19 protein-coding genes are annotated in these 17,869 nt (G+C 36.2%); 17 read left to right on the top strand and 2 right to left on the bottom strand.

The window, feature by feature from the left end; translation table 11 throughout:
• Nucleotides 1-64: 64 nt before the first annotated feature.
• From yqfD to AC1Q8L_RS11085, 17 genes are all read left to right on the top strand, one after another.
• Nucleotides 65-1,264, top strand: coding sequence for a sporulation protein YqfD (gene yqfD / locus AC1Q8L_RS11005; protein WP_000792498.1), 1,200 nt, complete (start codon nt 65-67; stop codon nt 1,262-1,264).
• Between the two features lie 3 nt (nt 1,265-1,267).
• Nucleotides 1,268-2,227, top strand: a complete 960-nt coding sequence (locus AC1Q8L_RS11010; RefSeq protein WP_000840522.1) for a PhoH family protein — start codon at nt 1,268-1,270, stop codon at nt 2,225-2,227.
• A 194-nt stretch (nt 2,228-2,421) separates the two neighbouring features.
• Nucleotides 2,422-4,566 carry an HD family phosphohydrolase gene (locus tag AC1Q8L_RS11015; RefSeq protein ID WP_000091513.1) on the top strand — a complete coding sequence of 715 codons (2,145 nt, stop codon included), beginning with the start codon at nt 2,422-2,424 and terminating at the stop codon, nt 4,564-4,566.
• Nucleotides 4,563-5,033 (top strand): rRNA maturation RNase YbeY, encoded by a 471-nt coding sequence (gene ybeY, locus AC1Q8L_RS11020; RefSeq protein ID WP_000054684.1) that lies wholly within the window; start codon nt 4,563-4,565, stop codon nt 5,031-5,033. Before AC1Q8L_RS11015 ends, ybeY begins: the two co-directional genes overlap by 4 nt.
• Entirely contained in the window at nt 5,030-5,383 is a 354-nt protein-coding gene (locus AC1Q8L_RS11025) for a diacylglycerol kinase family protein (RefSeq protein ID WP_000715464.1), read from the top strand. Before ybeY ends, AC1Q8L_RS11025 begins: the two co-directional genes overlap by 4 nt.
• Before the next feature lie 99 nt (nt 5,384-5,482).
• Nucleotides 5,483-5,881 (top strand): cytidine deaminase, encoded by a 399-nt coding sequence (locus AC1Q8L_RS11030; protein ID WP_001086285.1) that lies wholly within the window; start codon nt 5,483-5,485, stop codon nt 5,879-5,881.
• Entirely contained in the window at nt 5,874-6,779 is a 906-nt protein-coding gene (gene era / locus AC1Q8L_RS11035; RefSeq protein ID WP_001080230.1) for a GTPase Era, read from the top strand. Before AC1Q8L_RS11030 ends, era begins: the two co-directional genes overlap by 8 nt.
• Before the next feature lie 176 nt (nt 6,780-6,955).
• Nucleotides 6,956-7,099: a YqzL family protein gene (locus AC1Q8L_RS11040; protein WP_000883924.1), complete on the top strand. Its 144-nt coding sequence runs from the start codon at nt 6,956-6,958 to the stop codon at nt 7,097-7,099.
• Nucleotides 7,100-7,132: 33 nt separating this feature from the next.
• Nucleotides 7,133-7,879 (top strand): DNA repair protein RecO, encoded by a 747-nt coding sequence (gene recO / locus AC1Q8L_RS11045; RefSeq protein WP_000487009.1) that lies wholly within the window; start codon nt 7,133-7,135, stop codon nt 7,877-7,879.
• 107 nt (nt 7,880-7,986) lie between these two features.
• Complete coding sequence (ccpN, locus tag AC1Q8L_RS11050) at nt 7,987-8,619, top strand: transcriptional regulator CcpN (protein ID WP_000583756.1); 633 nt, start codon at nt 7,987-7,989, stop codon at nt 8,617-8,619.
• Between the two features lie 29 nt (nt 8,620-8,648).
• Nucleotides 8,649-9,461: a pyruvate, water dikinase regulatory protein gene (locus AC1Q8L_RS11055; RefSeq protein ID WP_088021659.1), complete on the top strand. Its 813-nt coding sequence runs from the start codon at nt 8,649-8,651 to the stop codon at nt 9,459-9,461.
• 635 nt (nt 9,462-10,096) lie between these two features.
• Nucleotides 10,097-10,240 (top strand): hypothetical protein, encoded by a 144-nt coding sequence (locus tag AC1Q8L_RS11060; protein ID WP_000479733.1) that lies wholly within the window; start codon nt 10,097-10,099, stop codon nt 10,238-10,240.
• An 81-nt stretch (nt 10,241-10,321) separates the two neighbouring features.
• A complete protein-coding gene (gene dnaG, locus AC1Q8L_RS11065; RefSeq protein WP_098311708.1) occupies nt 10,322-12,118 on the top strand; it encodes a DNA primase in 1,797 nt (598 codons plus the stop codon).
• A 59-nt stretch (nt 12,119-12,177) separates the two neighbouring features.
• On the top strand, nt 12,178-13,305 hold the full coding sequence (gene rpoD, locus AC1Q8L_RS11070) for an RNA polymerase sigma factor RpoD (RefSeq protein WP_000764066.1): 1,128 nt from the start codon (nt 12,178-12,180) through the stop codon (nt 13,303-13,305).
• A 386-nt stretch (nt 13,306-13,691) separates the two neighbouring features.
• Nucleotides 13,692-14,048: a cytochrome c550 gene (gene cccA / locus AC1Q8L_RS11075; RefSeq protein ID WP_000828142.1), complete on the top strand. Its 357-nt coding sequence runs from the start codon at nt 13,692-13,694 to the stop codon at nt 14,046-14,048.
• Nucleotides 14,049-14,213: 165 nt separating this feature from the next.
• Nucleotides 14,214-14,921, top strand: a complete 708-nt coding sequence (locus AC1Q8L_RS11080) for a tRNA (adenine(22)-N(1))-methyltransferase (protein ID WP_001006801.1) — start codon at nt 14,214-14,216, stop codon at nt 14,919-14,921.
• Nucleotides 14,918-16,039, top strand: coding sequence for a Nif3-like dinuclear metal center hexameric protein (locus tag AC1Q8L_RS11085; protein ID WP_000036247.1), 1,122 nt, complete (start codon nt 14,918-14,920; stop codon nt 16,037-16,039). Before AC1Q8L_RS11080 ends, AC1Q8L_RS11085 begins: the two co-directional genes overlap by 4 nt.
• A gap of 40 nt (nt 16,040-16,079) precedes the next feature.
• Here AC1Q8L_RS11085 and AC1Q8L_RS11090 read toward each other — a convergent pair whose 3' ends face one another.
• Complete coding sequence (locus AC1Q8L_RS11090) at nt 16,080-17,030, bottom strand: 4-hydroxy-3-methylbut-2-enyl diphosphate reductase (protein WP_000706657.1); 951 nt, start codon at nt 17,028-17,030, stop codon at nt 16,080-16,082.
• 89 nt (nt 17,031-17,119) lie between these two features.
• Complete coding sequence (gene vrrA / locus AC1Q8L_RS11095) at nt 17,120-17,860, bottom strand: VrrA/YqfQ family protein (protein WP_000484180.1); 741 nt, start codon at nt 17,858-17,860, stop codon at nt 17,120-17,122.
• Nucleotides 17,861-17,869: the final 9 nt, after the last annotated feature.

The raw sequence follows: 17,869 nt of genomic DNA on the forward strand, positions 1-17,869 counted from the left end.
GCTATTTTAATGCTTCAAATAAAAAGTAGTATATCTACTTTTAGAAAGGCAGTGAGGGTGGTAAATGAAAAATAAATGGTTTATAAAGTGGCTTGGATATGTAAAAGTGCGGATTGAAGGTAGAGGAGCGGAACGGTTTGTTAATGAATGTGTACGGAGGAATTTGTTAGTTTGGGATGTTAAGAAAATAGCTGATGAAACGTTAGTTTTTTGTATGTTGTTACGCGATGTGAAAAAAATAAAACCAATTTATAGAAAAAATGAATGTAAATTATATTTTATTGGACGTTATGGTTTTCCTTTTTGGAATAAGCGTTTAATTAAAAATAGTGGATTTTTAATTGGGTTTTTAATTTTCTTTTTTGGCGTGATTGCAATGTCAAATATGGTTTGGAAAATTGAAATTACAGGAGCAAAACCCGAAACAGAATATATATTGATGAAAGAATTGGATAAAATGGGTATTAAAAAAGGGAAACTACAATTTCAAATGCCGAATGTAGAAGATGTACAACGCCATTTGACAGATAATATTAATGCCATTACTTGGGCGGGACTAGAAGTAAGAGGAACGACGTATCATTTTAAAATTGTTGAAAAAAACGAACCAAAAAAAGAAAAGGAACAAAGGCCGCAAAATTTAGTAGCAAAAAAAGAAGCGATTATTACAAAAACGTTTGTAGAAGTTGGAAAGCCGGTTGTACTGAAGAATGATCATGTAGAAAAAGGGCAGATTCTCGTATCGGGAATATATGGTAATGAGGAAAGTCCGACGATTGTTTCAGCGAAAGGTATTGTGTATGGCGAAACGTGGTATACATCTAAGGTAGATGTTCCGCTAAAGACGCAATTCCAAGTGTATACTGGTAATGTATACAATGAACATTTTCTTAAATTCGGGGATACGAAAATAAAAATATGGGGATTTCAGCATGATAAGTATAAACGCTCTCGTACTGAAAGTGTAAAGCATGATGTGAAATTATTTGGTTTTACACTGCCGATTGCATATGAAAAAGATGTTGTGAGAGAAGAGGAAGAAGCGAATCGAGAATATACAGAAAAGCAAGCGCTGAAAGTAGCGAAGGAGATGGCCGAAAAAGAACTAAAGAAAAAATTGGATGAACATGCTATGATTGTAAGTGATAAGATTTTGAGTAAAGAGGTTGAGGCGGATCAACTAAAAGTCACATTGCATTATACTGTGGTTGAAAATATTGCAGAGCCACAACCAATATCCGAATCCGATATTCAAGGAGACTGAGTAATGGCAGAACAATTAGTAGAAATGAACCAACAATTGGAAAATACTAACGAAGCAATCGCTCTTTTTGGAGTCAATGATGCACATTTAAAAGTAATTGAACGAGAACTGAATGTATCGATCGTAACTAGAGGAGAAACTGTTCATGTATCTGGAGCAGTTGAAACGGTGACACTCGTAGAAAAAATCTTACAGCAATTACTTGTTGTAATTCGTAAAAGTATATCAATTTCAGAGAGAGATGTTGCGTATGCAATTCAGCTCGCGCAACAAGGGAAAGTTGCTCAATTTGAAGAGTTATATGAAGAAGAAATTTTCAAGACTGCAAAAGGTAAATCCATTCGTGTAAAAACAATGGGGCAAAGAAGATATATTCATGCGATGAAGAAGAATGATATTGTCTTTGGGATAGGGCCTGCAGGAACTGGAAAAACATACTTAGCTGTAGTAATGGCTGTGAGAGCTTTAAAACAAGGATATGTAAAGAAAATTATTTTAACAAGACCTGCTGTAGAAGCTGGAGAAAATTTAGGTTTTTTACCAGGGGATTTGAAAGAGAAGGTAGATCCATACTTACGTCCATTATATGATGCCTTACATGATATTCTTGGACAAGAATATACGCAGCGTATGATGGAGCGGGGAGTAATTGAAATAGCTCCGCTTGCTTATATGAGGGGGCGTACGCTTGATGATTCATTTGTTATTTTAGATGAGGCTCAAAATACAACGGGTGCTCAAATAAAAATGTTTTTAACAAGATTAGGTTTTAGCTCTAAAATGGTTATTACAGGGGACCCTTCACAAGTAGACTTGCCAAAAGGGGTAAAATCAGGGCTATCTATAGCTGCTAATATTTTATCTGGTGTATCAGGTCTGTCATTTATTACATTAGAACAAACGGACGTTGTGAGACATCCATTGGTGCAACGTATTATTGAGGCATATGATAAAATGGAATGATCCTATTTGTCAGGATCATTTCTTTTTGTATGATAAGGTTGGCGAATGTCATATTTTTTACTATCATGAAAGATAAGGAAAATAAACTATAGGTACTGGTGTGTAAAATGTTGCCTCAAAGTATCGTTGGGTAGAAGAAATGAAAGCTATAAATAGTTTCACTTTATTTCTGGAGAGGAGAAGGTATTGAAATTATGTCAAGATCTCAAGAAATTTCTAAGTGGTTTCGTAATTTACAACATTCGAAAAAACTAAGTTGGATTTCTTACGTTGTGTTAGGAGCAGTGCTGTTTTTTGCGCTTATGAATAATGTAAAACCAGAACAATTAGATGTTAATATGTATTCTATTGCGAAAAAGACAATCCATTCTCCTATAAAAATTGAAGATAAAGTTACAACGGATAAAAAGAAAAAAGAAGCCGCTACAAAAGTTGAAGATCAATATACATATAAAAGTGAGTATAAACAAAACAAAGTTGATATTGTGAATGACGTCTTTGCTAAAGTGGATGAAGTGGTGCAAGAGATTAAAGCTGTTGGACCGGATGATCAAAAAAAGATGACTGATGCTGAGAAAGTGGATAAGTTAAAAAAGAAACTACCCGCTGACTTAACGAAAGAATTATCTGATTCAAACTTACTAAATTTGATTAATGCAGATTCGAGCCAATTAGTATTAGCGAAAGATGCTGCGGTCACAGCGATTAATAGTATCATGACTGAGCATATTAAAATGGACGAATTGAAAGATGCGAAAGAACGATATGTAAGTGAGATGAATAGTGTTAATGTTGATAATGGTTTAAAAGAGTCAATTAAGGCGCTAGGAAGATATGCAATTTCAGCGAACTATTTTTATGACCCGATCTTAACGAAAGAGAAGAGAAAAGCAGAGGAAGATTTAGTTCCACCTGTTTATATTCTTCAAGGACAAGTTCTTGTTAGAGAAGGTGAAACGATTTCAAGTGATGTGTATAATCAGTTGAAATTAGTTGGTTTGTTAGAAAAAGGGAACGGCTTTCAACCTTATGTTGGATTAGCGGTACTCATTGGTGTATTACTATACTTTATGCATAAACAATTTGAATTATTTTTAAAGAGAAAAAGAGAAGATAGACCGTATGTTTTAGCGTATATTACAATTTTGTCTATCACAATCGTCTTAATGAAAATCATTAGTTTGTTTCAAAAACTTGAATACGCAGGGATTGCATATGTTGTCCCAGTTGCGATGGGAACAATACTTGTAAAACTAATGATTGGTGATCGATTTGTCTTTTTAACGAGTATGATTTTTTCTGTATGCGGAAGTATTATGTTTAATGAAGGAGTAACGAGTACATTAAATTATAGTGTAGGGATTTACGTATTGTTAAGTTCATTATCGGTTAGTATTTTCTTGCGAGAAAAAAATCGTCGTACAATGATTTTACAAGCTGGTATACTCGTTTCTGTATTAAATGTAGTCGTATTAGCGGCGCTCTTATTATTACGTAATGGGAATTTTTCGCCTCTTGAAATTGGTACGCAATTATTAATGGCTTCACTTTCAGGGATTATATCATCCGTTTTGGCTATGGGGATTTTACCGTATTTAGAAAGTGGACTTGGAATCGTATCAAGTATGAAGCTTATGGAACTATCAAGTCCAAATCATCCGCTTTTACGCAGAATTTTGTTAGAAGCACCAGGGACATATCATCATAGTGTAATGGTAGCGAATCTTTCTGAGGCTGCTTGTGAAGCAGTTGGGGCAAATGGTGTATTAGCGCGTGTAGGGGCATATTATCATGATGTAGGAAAAACAGTACAACCGCAATTCTTTATTGAAAACCAAATGGGAATTAAAAACCCGCATGATAAATTAGATCCTGTAACGAGTAAAGATATTATAATTGCTCACGTAACGGATGGAGTAAGAATGCTCGAAGAATATCATATTCCACAAGAAATTATTGATATCGCTGGGCAACATCACGGTACAACGTTACTGAAATATTTTTATTATAAAGCTATTAAAGAAGATAAAGAAAAATATACAGAAGAGATGTTCCGTTATCCAGGTTCAAAAGCAACTTCGAAAGAATCGGCAATTGTTGGTATTGCTGATAGTGTAGAAGCTGCGGTACGTTCTATGAATCACCCAACGCCAGAACAAATTAATAATTTGGTGCAAAGTATTATTAAAGATCGACTGCAAGACGGTCAATTTAGTGAATGTGATTTGACGTTTAAGGAACTACAAATCGTTGGAAAAACGTTGTGTGAAACGTTAAATGGTATTTTCCATTCGCGTATTACATATCCGGAACCTCCGGAAGAAAAGGAGAAAGAATGAGTTTGTTAATTGATTTTATTGATGAAACAGAAGAAGTAAAAGAAGAGTATATGAGTTTAATTCGTGAAGTGTTAGAAAAAGCAGCTCAAATGGAAAATATCGAGGATGGTGCGGAGGTATCGGTGACATTTGTAGATAATGAGCGCATTAGAGAAATTAATCGTGATTACCGAGATAAAGATCAACCTACAGATGTAATATCCTTTGCCATGGAAGAGATGGGAGAAGGAGAAATGGAGATTGTTGGTGCAGAGATGCCGCGCATGTTAGGGGATCTTATTATCTCTATTCCAAGGGCGAAAGAGCAAGCTGAAGAGTACGGACATTCTTTCGATCGTGAACTTGGATTTTTGGCGTTACATGGCTTTTTACATTTACTTGGTTATGATCATATGACAGAAGAAGATGAAAAAGAAATGTTCGGAAGACAAAAAGAAATTTTAGAAGCTTTTGGATTAGGACGATGAAAAAAGGAAAACTTATAGATAGTTTTGGATATGCTATAGCTGGTATATTCTTTTGTTTTCGTCATGAACGAAATATGAAAATCCATTATTTAGCCGCAGTCATTGTTATATGCTGCGGCTTTTATTTCCATATTACGAAAATAGAGTGGATGATATTACTTATTGTAATAGGGAGTGTAATGAGTTTAGAGATGGTAAATACGGCTGTGGAAAAAACGGTAGATTTAGCGACTGCCGATATTCATCCGTTTGCAAAAATTGCAAAGGATGTTGCGGCAGGAGCGGTTTTATTGTTTGCAATTATAGCTGTTATAATTGGTGCTATTATCTTTTTACCGTATATGGTATAGTTGCATTCCGAAGCTTTTATTAAGCTTTGGAAGTGCTGTAAGGGCCTTTAATGAGAGAGTGTATCTCTTCATAGCTGTGAACAGGAAGGATGCGGGAATATGAATAGTAAACAATTAATTCTAGAAGCAATCGAAGCGCGTAAACAAGCGTACGTACCATATTCTAAATTTCAAGTAGGTGCAGCATTATTAACGCGCGGTGGAAAAGTATATCGTGGATGTAATGTTGAGAATGCATCATATGGCTTATGTAATTGTGCTGAAAGAACAGCTTTATTTAAGGCGGTTTCTGAAGGAGATAAAGAATTTGTAGCCATTGCGGTTGTAGCAGATACAAAGCGCCCAGTACCTCCTTGTGGAGCATGTCGACAAGTTATGGTAGAATTATGTAAACAGGATACGAAAGTATACTTATCAAACTTACATGGTGACGTTCAAGAGACGACAGTCGGAGAATTGTTACCAGGAGCATTTTTAGCGGAGGATTTACATGAATAGAAAAGGTTATAAATCAGGTTTTGTCTCTATTATTGGCAGACCGAATGTTGGAAAATCTACATTTTTAAACCGTATTATCGGCCAGAAAATTGCTATTATGAGTGATAAGCCACAAACGACTCGTAATAAAATTCAAGGTGTATATACAGAAAATGATGCACAAGTTATTTTCATTGATACACCAGGAATACATAAACCTAAACATAAATTAGGCGACTTCATGGTAAAGATGGCGCAAACGACATTAAAAGAAGTTGATATTGTTCTGTTTATGGTTAATGCAGTTGAAGGATTTGGTCGTGGTGAGGAATTCATCATTGAGAAATTAAAAGAAACGAAACAACCAGTATTTTTAGTCATTAATAAAATTGACCAACTTCATCCAGAGCAATTACTAGAGTTAATTGATCAATATCGTAAACTACATGAGTTTGCAGAGATTGTACCAATTTCTGCGTTAGACGGTAATAATGTGGACGCTTTAATTGGAACAATTAAAAAGTATTTACCAGAAGGACCACAATACTATCCAGAGAATCAAGTAACGGATCATCCGGAGAGATTTATTATTGCAGAGCTTATTCGTGAGAAAGTACTACATTTAACACGTGAAGAAGTGCCGCATTCTGTGGCTGTTGTTATCGATGCGATTCAAAAGCGTGAGGGCGGGGCAGTTTATATAAATGCAACGATTGTTGTTGAACGTGCATCACAAAAAGGAATCATCATCGGAAAACAAGGAAAAATGTTAAAAGAAGTTGGTAAGCGAGCTCGTTTTGATATTGAAGCGCTACTTGGTTCTAAAGTATTTTTAGAAGTATGGGTAAAAGTGCAAAAAGATTGGCGTAATAAAATGTCTCAGCTTCGTGACCTAGGTTTCCGCGAGGATGAGTACTAAAATAGAGTAAAGTTGTAATCAGTGGATGGTTGGTTCATCCACTGATTATTGGTTTTTATGAACTTTGATAAATTAGGAAAAATTTTTCTCACATGAAAATGGACAAAATGGGTCAATTTAATAACAACAAAGGAAATTGGTTTATAGGCTACGCTTATTGAGAAAGGTGGATTCTTATGCTAGATTTTACCTGGAAGTTTTTCTCCAAAACAGGAAGCATTGAAACGTACTTGCTTTTGAAAGAAATGGAAAAAGACGTAAACGATGAGATGGATCAACATGAAGAGGAGCTAGCGCATCTAGACTCTCCAATTTCTTGACCCGTTTTGTTCAAACCTTGGATGGTGACGAACATGTTTCAAAAAGTTGAGGGCATCGTTATCCGTACGACAGATTACGGAGAAACGAACAAGATTGTTACAATATTCTCAAGAGAACTTGGTAAGGTAAGTGCAATGGCAAGAGGGGCAAAAAAACCGAAAAGCCGATTAGCATCTGTGTCGCAATTAATGACACATGGCCATTTTCTTATTCAAATGGGATCTGGGCTTGGAACATTGCAACAAGGCGAGATTATTTCAACTATGAAAGAAATTCGCGAGGATATATTTTTAACTGCTTATGCATCATTTATTGTTGAGTTAACTGATAAAGCAACAGAAGATAAAAAACATAATCCGTATTTATTTGAAATGTTATATCAAACGTTGCATTATATGTGTGAGGGTGTTGATCCAGAAGTATTATCATTAATTTATCAAACGAAAATGCTTCCGGTATTAGGGATGCGCCCGTACTTTGATACATGTGCGATTTGTCATCAAGAAACAGACTTTGTCGCCTTCTCCGTAAGGGAAGGCGGTTTTCTGTGCTCACGTCATGCAGAGCAAGACCCATATCGTATACCGGTAGGAGAAGCTGTTCATAAATTATTACGTCTTTTCTTCCATTTCGATTTACATAGGCTCGGAAATGTATCGGTAAAGGATAGCACAAAAAAACAAATGCGTTTAGTATTGAATACATATTATGATGAATATTGCGGAATTTATTTGAAATCAAGACGTTTTTTAGAACAACTTGATAAGTTTCAAATATAATTTTGGGCCGTATACGGTCCTTTTTACATACTTTCTTTTTCGAATAGCATATTTAGTATATAATATTTAAGAGATAGTATAACTTTTTTCGTTGTGCATTAAAGGTGGTGATTATCATAGAGCTGAATAAACGGCAAGAACATATCATTCAGATTGTAAAAGATCACGGTCCTATTACAGGGGAATCAATTGCAGCGCAATTGGGTCTAACACGTGCGACGCTAAGACCAGACTTAGCAATTTTAACGATGGCTGGTTATTTAGAAGCACGTCCACGCGTAGGTTATTTTTATACGGGTAAAACTGGGGGGCAGCTATTATCTGAAGCTGTTAAGAAAATTAAAGTACAAGATTATCAATCTAGACCGGTTGTAATTGATAAAAATGTTTCCGTATACGATGCAATTTGTACGATGTTTTTAGAGGACGTTGGTACATTGTTCGTTGTAGATCAGATGACTCTATTAGTTGGTGTTGTGTCTCGTAAAGATTTATTAAGAGCGAGCTTAGGAAAGCAGGATTTAACCTCTCTTCCGGTTAATATTATCATGACAAGGATGCCAAACATTGCGATGTGTCGTAGAGAGGATTCTTTATATGATATTGCGATGGAATTAATAGAAAGACAGATTGATGCAATGCCAGTTGTAAAAGATACGAAACAAGGTTTAGAAGTGATTGGGCGAATTACAAAAACAAATATTACACGTGCGTTTGTAAATTTAGTAAATAACGAATAAGTGTAATTTGTTTAAAGTGAGGTAATGTAATGGATAATAAAATCGTATATGTCGTATCTGACTCTGTAGGGGAAACGGCTGATTTGGTTGTTCGAGCAGCAATGGGGCAATTCCCGTTTGCTCCTGATATTAGACGTGTACCGTATGTAGAAGATACAGGGACATTAAAAGAAGTGATTTCGATTGCTAAGAGTAATCAAGCACTTATATGTTTTACGTTAGTTAAGCCTGATATGCGCCAGTATTTAGTAACAGAGGCTGCAAAAGAAGGGGTAGAGGCATACGATATTATCGGCCCTCTTATTGATCAAATTGAAGAAATTACGGGGCAAGTGCCGAGATATGAGCCAGGTGTTGTCCGTAGGTTAGATGAAGAATACTTTAAAAAGATTGAAGCGATTGAATTTGCTGTGAAGTATGATGACGGCAGAGATGCACGAGGTATCTTAAAAGCAGATATCGTGTTGATTGGTGTTTCGCGTACATCAAAAACACCACTTTCCCAATATTTAGCTCATAACAAACGCTTGAAAGTTGCGAATGTACCACTCGTGCCAGAAGTTGACCCACCTGAAGAACTATATCAAGTGGCAAAAGAAAAATGTTTCGGTTTGAAAATTACGCCAGATAAGTTAAATCATATTCGAAAAGAACGATTAAAATCACTTGGATTAAGTGATGGAGCAACATATGCAAATATTAATCGTATTCAAGAAGAAATTAATCACTTTGAGGAAGTAATTAGTAAAATAAATTGCCAAGTAATCGATGTATCGAATAAAGCGATTGAAGAAACAGCAAATATTATTGTGAATGCAGTGCAAAACCAAAAAATGTTTTAGCACATTTACCAAAGGTGAATGTGCTTTTTTCGCTCGTGTGAAATATGATACCTATGGATTTTGTAATAGATTGTAGTGTAATGGTTATACTTATACTCCTTTGTCTTTTAGTATATTCAAGGTGTGAGTTTGTCATCCTGAAATGTAAGCTGAAAAAATAAAGGGATATGTAGCGTAGTTGAAGAAAATATATTATAATAAAAAATTGTGATAAAAACCTATATTTTACGTTTAGACTTTAATTTTTCAGAATAAACTAGGGATAGGATTTACGAAAAAGACATGTAATTACGTTAAATCGACAAAATCTATACAAGAAAACGCACATTATGGAAGGATTCACAGAAGGGATGTAGAATACAGAAATATGCAAAACATCAACAACATATTAGTTGGTGTAGATGTATATCCCGTGAAGGCTGAAATTGTGCAAGTTGGAGCGGAATTTCATGTCGGAATTTTGTTTGTCGCATCATATGCTCATCCTTTAAGGAAATAGCAAGGCAATTGGATCATTGTAGATACTGAACAAAATGGAGTTGATTGTTATATGGATCAACATGAAAAAGTTACAGATTTCAAGATCAAACAGTATATGTGGCTTGCTACTCTTCTTGTAAAAAGGTGTATATGTATTGTTTCTAAGAGATACATTTGTAACAGATGAGCAAATGTATACAATTTTATATAGCAAGTATGTATATGCGATTTATGCAGATAAAGGACCTATAGGAAAGGTTCAAAATCGTTTATACAATGTAATCGGCAACACTTTCTAACAAGTTTAGAAAAATATTGTCGAATTATAAAGGAATTTTTTAATTTATATCGAATACAAAATACGACACGGAGATGGAGTTATGGGGAACAGAATTCCCGAAGAAGTTGTTGAACAGATTCGGACATCATCCGATATTGTAGAAGTCATTGGTGAATACGTTCAACTTAGAAAACAGGGGCGTAACTATTTCGGCCTTTGTCCATTTCATGGTGAGAATTCTCCTTCATTCTCTGTTTCATCTGATAAGCAAATTTTTCATTGCTTCGGATGTGGAGAAGGTGGAAATGTATTTTCCTTTCTAATGAAAATGGAAGGACTGGCTTTTACCGAGGCTGTTCAAAAGCTAGGCGAAAGAAATGGAATTGCGGTTGCAGAGTACACATCAGGACAAGGACAACAAGAAGACATATCTGATGACACTGTCATCATGCAACAAGCTCATGAATTATTGAAAAAGTATTATCATCATTTATTAGTAAATACGGAAGAGGGAAATGAAGCACTTTCATATTTATTAAACCGTGGTATTACGAAAGAGATGATTGAGAAGTTTGAAATTGGTTATGCATCACCTGCTTGGGATGCAGCGACGAAAATTTTACAAAAAAGAGGTTTATCGCTGTCTAGTATGGAACAAGCTGGCCTTCTAATAAGAAGTGAGAAGGATGGTAGTCATTACGATCGCTTCCGTGGAAGAGTTATGTTCCCGATCTATACGTTACAAGGTAAGGTGATAGCGTTTAGTGGAAGGGCGTTAGGAGATGACACTCCGAAATATTTAAATAGCCCTGAAACACCGATTTTTCACAAAAGTAAATTGTTGTATAACTTCCACCAAGCAAGACCGTTTATTAGAAAGCGTGGGCAAGTGGTTCTTTTTGAAGGATATCCCGATGTACTAGCTGCGGTAAAAAGTGGTGTGGAAGAAGCTGTTGCGACAATGGGAACAGCTTTAACTGAAGAACAAGCAAAACTTCTGCGACGTAACGTTGAAACTGTTGTTCTTTGCTATGATGGTGATAAAGCAGGGCGAGAAGCGACGATGAAAGCAGGGCAATTATTGCTAAAAGTTGGTTGCCAAGTGAAAGTCACATCCTTGCCAGATAAGCTTGATCCTGATGAATATGTGCAACAATATGGGACTACCGCTTTTGAAAATCTTGTGAAATCAAGTGTGAGTTTTGTTGGTTTTAAAATAAATTATTTGCGTTTAGGGAAAAATTTGCAAGATGAGTCTGGCAAAGAAGAATATGTGAAAAGTGTTTTAAAAGAGTTATCGTTGTTACAAGATGCGATGCAGGCAGAGTCATATTTGAAGTCATTATCGCAAGAATTTTCGTATTCAATGGAAACACTTTTGAATCAATTGCACCAATATCGCAAAGAACAAAAGGTACAGCAAAAACAAATAAAGCAGGTTGCTAAACCGTCTCAAGTCGTTCAAACAAAACCGAAGTTAACAGGTTTTGAAAGAGCGGAAAGAGAAATTATTTACCATATGTTGCAAAGTGCAGAAGTAGCTGTTCGTATGGAATCCCATATAGAAGATTTTCATACAGAAGAACATAAAGGGATTTTATATGAACTATACGCATATTATGAAAAGGGAAATGAACCTTCAGTCGGAACATTTTTAAGTTGGCTCTCTGATGAAAAGTTGAAAAATATTATCACTGATATTTCGACGGATGAATTTATTAATCCAGAATACACAGAAGAAGTGTTGCAAGGCCATTTGGAGACGCTTAGACGGCATCAGGAAAAACTTGAAAAGATGGAGATCATCTTTAAAGTGAAACAAATGGAAAAAACAGATCCTGTAGAGGCTGCTAAATATTATGTAGCATATTTACAAAATCAAAAAGCGAGAAAATAGCTTTTTTGATAAAGTTTTAGTATAATGAATGTTTGTATCTCGCGTAAGGAGGGGAACAGATGGCTGACAAACCAGCTCGTTCTAAACAAATTGAAACTGAAATGACCCTTGAGCAAGTGAAAGAACAACTCACTGAGCTCGGAAAAAAACGTGGCGTTCTTACATATGAAGAGATTGCAGAACGCATGAATGGATTTGAAATTGAATCCGATCAAATGGATGAATACTATGAATATTTAGGTGAACAAGGCATTGACTTAGTTGGTGATAATGACAACGAAGAAGGCCCTAATAATCGCCAAATTACAAAAACAGAAGAAGAGTTTGACCTCAATGATTTAAGTGTACCACCTGGGGTTAAAATCAACGATCCTGTTCGTATGTATTTAAAAGAAATTGGTCGTGTAGACTTACTATCTGCAGAAGAAGAAATTCGACTTGCAACGCGTATTGAAGAAGGCGATGAAGAAGCGAAACGTCGTCTTGCAGAAGCAAACTTACGTCTTGTAGTAAGTATTGCAAAGCGCTACGTAGGCCGTGGTATGCTTTTCTTAGACTTAATTCAAGAAGGTAATATGGGTCTAATTAAAGCTGTTGAAAAGTTCGATTATCGTAAAGGTTTCAAATTTAGTACGTATGCAACTTGGTGGATTCGCCAAGCTATTACACGTGCGATTGCGGACCAAGCGCGAACAATTCGTATTCCAGTTCATATGGTTGAAACGATTAATAAGTTAATTCGTGTACAACGTCAATTATTACAAGATTTAGGTCGCGAACCGTCTCCTGAAGAGATTGGTGAAGAAATGGATCTTGCTCCAGAAAAAGTACGTGAAATCTTAAAAATTGCACAGGAGCCAGTTTCTCTTGAAACACCAATTGGTGAAGAAGATGACTCCCATTTAGGTGACTTTATTGAAGACCAAGAAGCAACATCGCCTGCGGACCATGCAGCCTATGAATTGCTAAAAGAACAATTAGAAGATGTGTTAGATACACTAACAGATCGTGAAGAAAATGTTCTGCGTCTTCGTTTCGGTTTAGATGATGGACGAACTCGTACGCTTGAAGAAGTTGGGAAAGTATTCGGCGTAACGAGAGAGCGTATCCGTCAAATTGAAGCAAAAGCACTTCGCAAATTAAGACATCCAAGTCGTAGTAAGCGTCTTAAGGATTTCTTAGAATAGGTTATTTTTTAAGTTTACTTCACCTTTGTGAAGTAAACTTTTTTATTTTGTTAATTTTTGTTAAAATTTAGCTATCGGCAACGATTACAATTTCTTGTAATTTATTTTACAGAATTGTCTTTTGATTTGCAAATGCTCATTTTTCGATTTTTCGATTAATTTTGTTTATTCTATACAAAAATATATGTAGAAAAGCGAAAAATATGATGAGAAACGTTAATAATTATCGAAATAATAAGCTATATGACAATAAAAAACAATAAACTGAATTTATGGAATATTTTTAACAAGTAGTAGTTTTCTCTTTTCTGATAGAGCGTTTTCAAGTACAATGGAAATGACTGAATCATCTAACTATTTAGGGGTATAGAGGGGGGAGAAGAGATATGAAACGTAATCCGCTGATTCCGTTCGCTCTTATTGCAGCATTGGGTATTATCGTTATGTTTGTATTTTCATTTCAGGGGCTAAATAAATCTAAAGAGTTAGCTGATGCAAAAAATGGCGGGAAGCCAGCACAAACAGCATCAAAACCAGAGGATATTGTGAAGCAAAGCTGTACGAGCTGCCACGGTGATCAGTTACAAGGGGCAGTAGGACCTAACTTACAAAAAATTGGTGGGAAACTTTCAAAGGATGAAATTAAAGAAATTCTTTCGAAAGGAAAGGGCAATATGCCTGCTAATATAGTTCCAGCTGATCAAGCCACTAAAGTAGCTGATTGGTTATCGAAGAAAAAATAAAGTTCCGTATGACAAGTCTTTTGCTTATGCAAAGGGCTTGTTTTTCTATATTTTCTAAAATACGATGAATGATAGAGAAGTGAATTGTTGTTATAGGCTTGCAACAACTACTATAAATTCATTATCATGGAGACAGACTGACAAGAGAAGGAGTAATGGAAATACATGAATGAAGTAAGGCTTTCAAAACGATTAGAAGAAGTTGTGCGTGAAATACCGGTAGGATCTACAGTTGCTGATATTGGATCGGATCATGCGTATTTACCGTGTTATACAATTATAAATAATATTGCTACAAAAGCAGTTGCTGGAGAGGTTGTAGATGGACCGTTTCGCTCTGCACAAGCAACTGTAGCTGAAAGTGGCTTGCAAGATAAAGTAGATGTGCGTAAAGGGAATGGATTAGCTGTTATAGCGCCAGGAGAAGTAGATGTAATTACGGTTGCTGGAATGGGCGGAGCGTTAATTCGTGACATTTTAGAAAGTGGTAAAGAAAAATTAGAAGGTGTAACACGTTTAATTTTACAGCCGAATATTGCAGCACATCATATTCGTGAATGGTTTGTTGAAAATGGTTGGGAGCTTATCCATGAAAAAATCGTAAAAGAAGATGGGAAAATTTATGAGATTTTAGTAGGAGAGCGAGGAAATGTCGAAGCACCTTACTCGGAAAATAAACAAGCGGGATTGTTTATGGGGCCATTTTTAATAAAAGAAAAAAGTGAAGCTTTCGTTGAAAAATGGGAAGGGGAATTGAAAAACTTCCAAAATATTTTAAAACAGTTAGAACGTGCGGCTAATTCTGAAGAAACAAAAGCGAAACGTGCAGAAGTAGAAGCGAAAATGAAAATGATAGGGGAGATTTTATCATGAGTAAAATTCCAAACGGCCATGAAATTATTTCTTTATTTGAAAGTATGTATCCGAAGCATCTGGCGATGGAAGGAGATAAAATTGGTCTGCAGATTGGAGCGCTTAATAAATCTGTACAACACGTATTAATTGCATTAGATGTAACGGAGGAAGTTGTGGAGGAAGCGATTCAATTAGGGGCGAATGTCATTATCGCGCATCATCCTTTAATTTTTAATCCGTTAAAAGCGATTCATACAGATAAAGCGTACGGAAGAATTATTGAAACGTGTATTAAAAATGATATTGCCATTTATGCAGCGCATACAAATGTGGATGTTGCCAAGGGCGGGGTAAATGATTTACTTGCCGAGGCGTTAGGGTTGCAAAATACAGAAGTTTTGGCACCGACATATGCAGAAGAAATGAAAAAAGTTGTTGTGTTTGTGCCAGTAACTCATGCAGAGGAAGTACGAAAAGCATTAGGAGACGCAGGTGCTGGTCATATCGGCAATTATAGCCACTGTACGTTTAGTAGCGAGGGTACAGGTACGTTTGTACCTCAAGAGGGGACAAATCCTTATGTAGGGGAAACTGGACAGTTAGAGCGCGTAGAAGAAGTGCGGATCGAAACGATTATTCCAGTTTCACTACAACGAAAAGTGATTAAAGCAATGGTAACGGCACATCCATATGAAGAAGTAGCGTATGATGTGTATCCACTTGATAACAAAGGCGAAACATTAGGGCTTGGGAAAATAGGATGCTTAAAAGAAGAAATGACACTTGGACAGTTTGCAGAACATGTAAAGCAATCATTAGATGTAAAGGGTGCACGAGTTGTTGGGAAATTAGATGATAAAGTGCGCAAAGTAGCTGTACTTGGTGGTGATGGTAACAAATACATCAATCAAGCTAAATTTAAAGGAGCAGATGTATATGTAACAGGTGACATGTATTATCATGTTGCTCATGATGCGATGATGCTCGGTTTAAATATAGTTGACCCAGGACATAACGTTGAAAAAGTAATGAAGCAAGGTGTGCAAAAGCAATTACAAGAAAAAGTGGATGCAAAGAAACTCAATGTACACATTCATGCTTCGCAATTACATACAGATCCATTTACATTTGTATAAGAAAAATAAAAACCGTTGCTCATATAGGCAACGGTTTTTATTATTGTTCTTTTTTCACTTTTACACGAGGTAATATTTTTTGTAACGGTACTTTTCGAACTCTCTCCCATGTAGCGGGATTCATTGGGTCATATTGATCTAAGAAAGCGATAACTTCTTTTGTAATTGGAGTTGGAGTAGAAGCACCTGCTGTAACAGCTACGTTTTCTACACCTTGTAGCCACTCTAATTTAATCTCACTTACGTCTGCAACGCGGTATGCTTTCGTACCAGCAATTTCTTGTGACACTTGTGCTAAACGGTTTGAGTTGTTACTTTTCGGATCACCGACAACAATTGTTAAGTCTGCAACATCAGCTTGTTTAGCGACAGCTTCTTGGCGAACTTGAGTTGCTAAACAAATTTCTTTATGGAATTCTGCTGTTGGGAATTTTTTTTGAATGTCCTCCATTAAATGTTGAACATCCCATTGACTCATCGTTGTTTGATTCGTTACTAAAATTTTATCTGTTGGGATTTCTAATGTTTTTAAATCATCGGCTTTTTCGATAAGGTGAACGATGTCAGGTGCAATACCAACTGCGCCTTCTGGCTCTGGATGATTTTTTTTACCGATATAAATGACATGATACCCTTCCGCTTTCTTAGCTTCGATAAGGTCATGTGTCTTGGTAACATCTGGACAAGTGGCATCGATTGTTGTTAAACCTTTTTCTTTTGCGCGTTGTTTAACTTCTGGAGAAACTCCGTGTGCAGTGAAAATAACAGTACCAGAATCAATTTTATCTAAAATTTCTAAGCGACTTGGACCGTCTAATGTGATGATTCCATCTTCTTCGAAAGCGTCTGTAACATGTTTATTGTGAACAATCATACCTAAAATATAAATGGGTCTCGGCAATGATTTATCTAATGCGGCGTTACGTGCAATTACCATTGCATCGACAACACCGTAGCAATAACCACGAGGGGAAATTTTAACAATTTTCATATGAGTAATCCTCTCCTTCTAAACAAGGGATACTTTTGTGCATAGTCTTTTACATTATAAAGGAGGAGTGGATAGAAAACAAAGGATTGTTACACATATAGTTTTGGTTTTGTTGCTGTTTTTTGAACAGGCTCCTCTCGTAATTCTTTTTCTATGACTGGCTCAATCACTATTTTTTTTCTTTTTCTTTTTTTTTGTGGAGGAGGTGGAGTTGCTACCTCAACCTTTTCTGTTATGTCTTCAGCCTGATTTTTAGTTGAATCTTCTTCCGTACTTTTTCCAGAGGTGAGGATTTTAACAATGCTTGGTAGGTTACGCATAATAGGGCCGTACTGTTCGACGACAGGGCTTACAGATTGAACGACTTGGGATACTTTTTCTATATTGTTTATCATATTAGTTGGATTCGAAATTAAATTCGCAAAAAAACTGCCGATGCCGCTACTGGATGCTGCTGTAGTTGTTGCACCGCCGCGCGTTTCGTTTGATTCGTACATTTGAGGGGGAATCATTTGCTCTGGATGCTGCTGCATGTATGGTTGATATTGCTGTGAGTACTGCTGTGGGTATTGCTGTTGATATTGGGGTTGATATTGTTGCCGATATTGAGGTGGCGGTTGCTGGTGCATCATTGGTGGCGGTCCTTCCATTTGTCGATAAGGCGGAACCATTTGCATGTAAGGTTCGGTTGGATCGTGTTTTTTAAAGAGTTTAGCAAGGAACCCTTTCTTTTTTTGTGCCATCGGTGGTAGTTGTGGAATTGGATATGGTGTATAAGGTTGCTGCCCTTGATTTGGATACATTTGTCTTGTGGGGGATTTTGGAAACATGTGAGAAAT

It is taken from the genome of Bacillus sp. GW823-FHT06A11 (assembly GCF_058795355.1).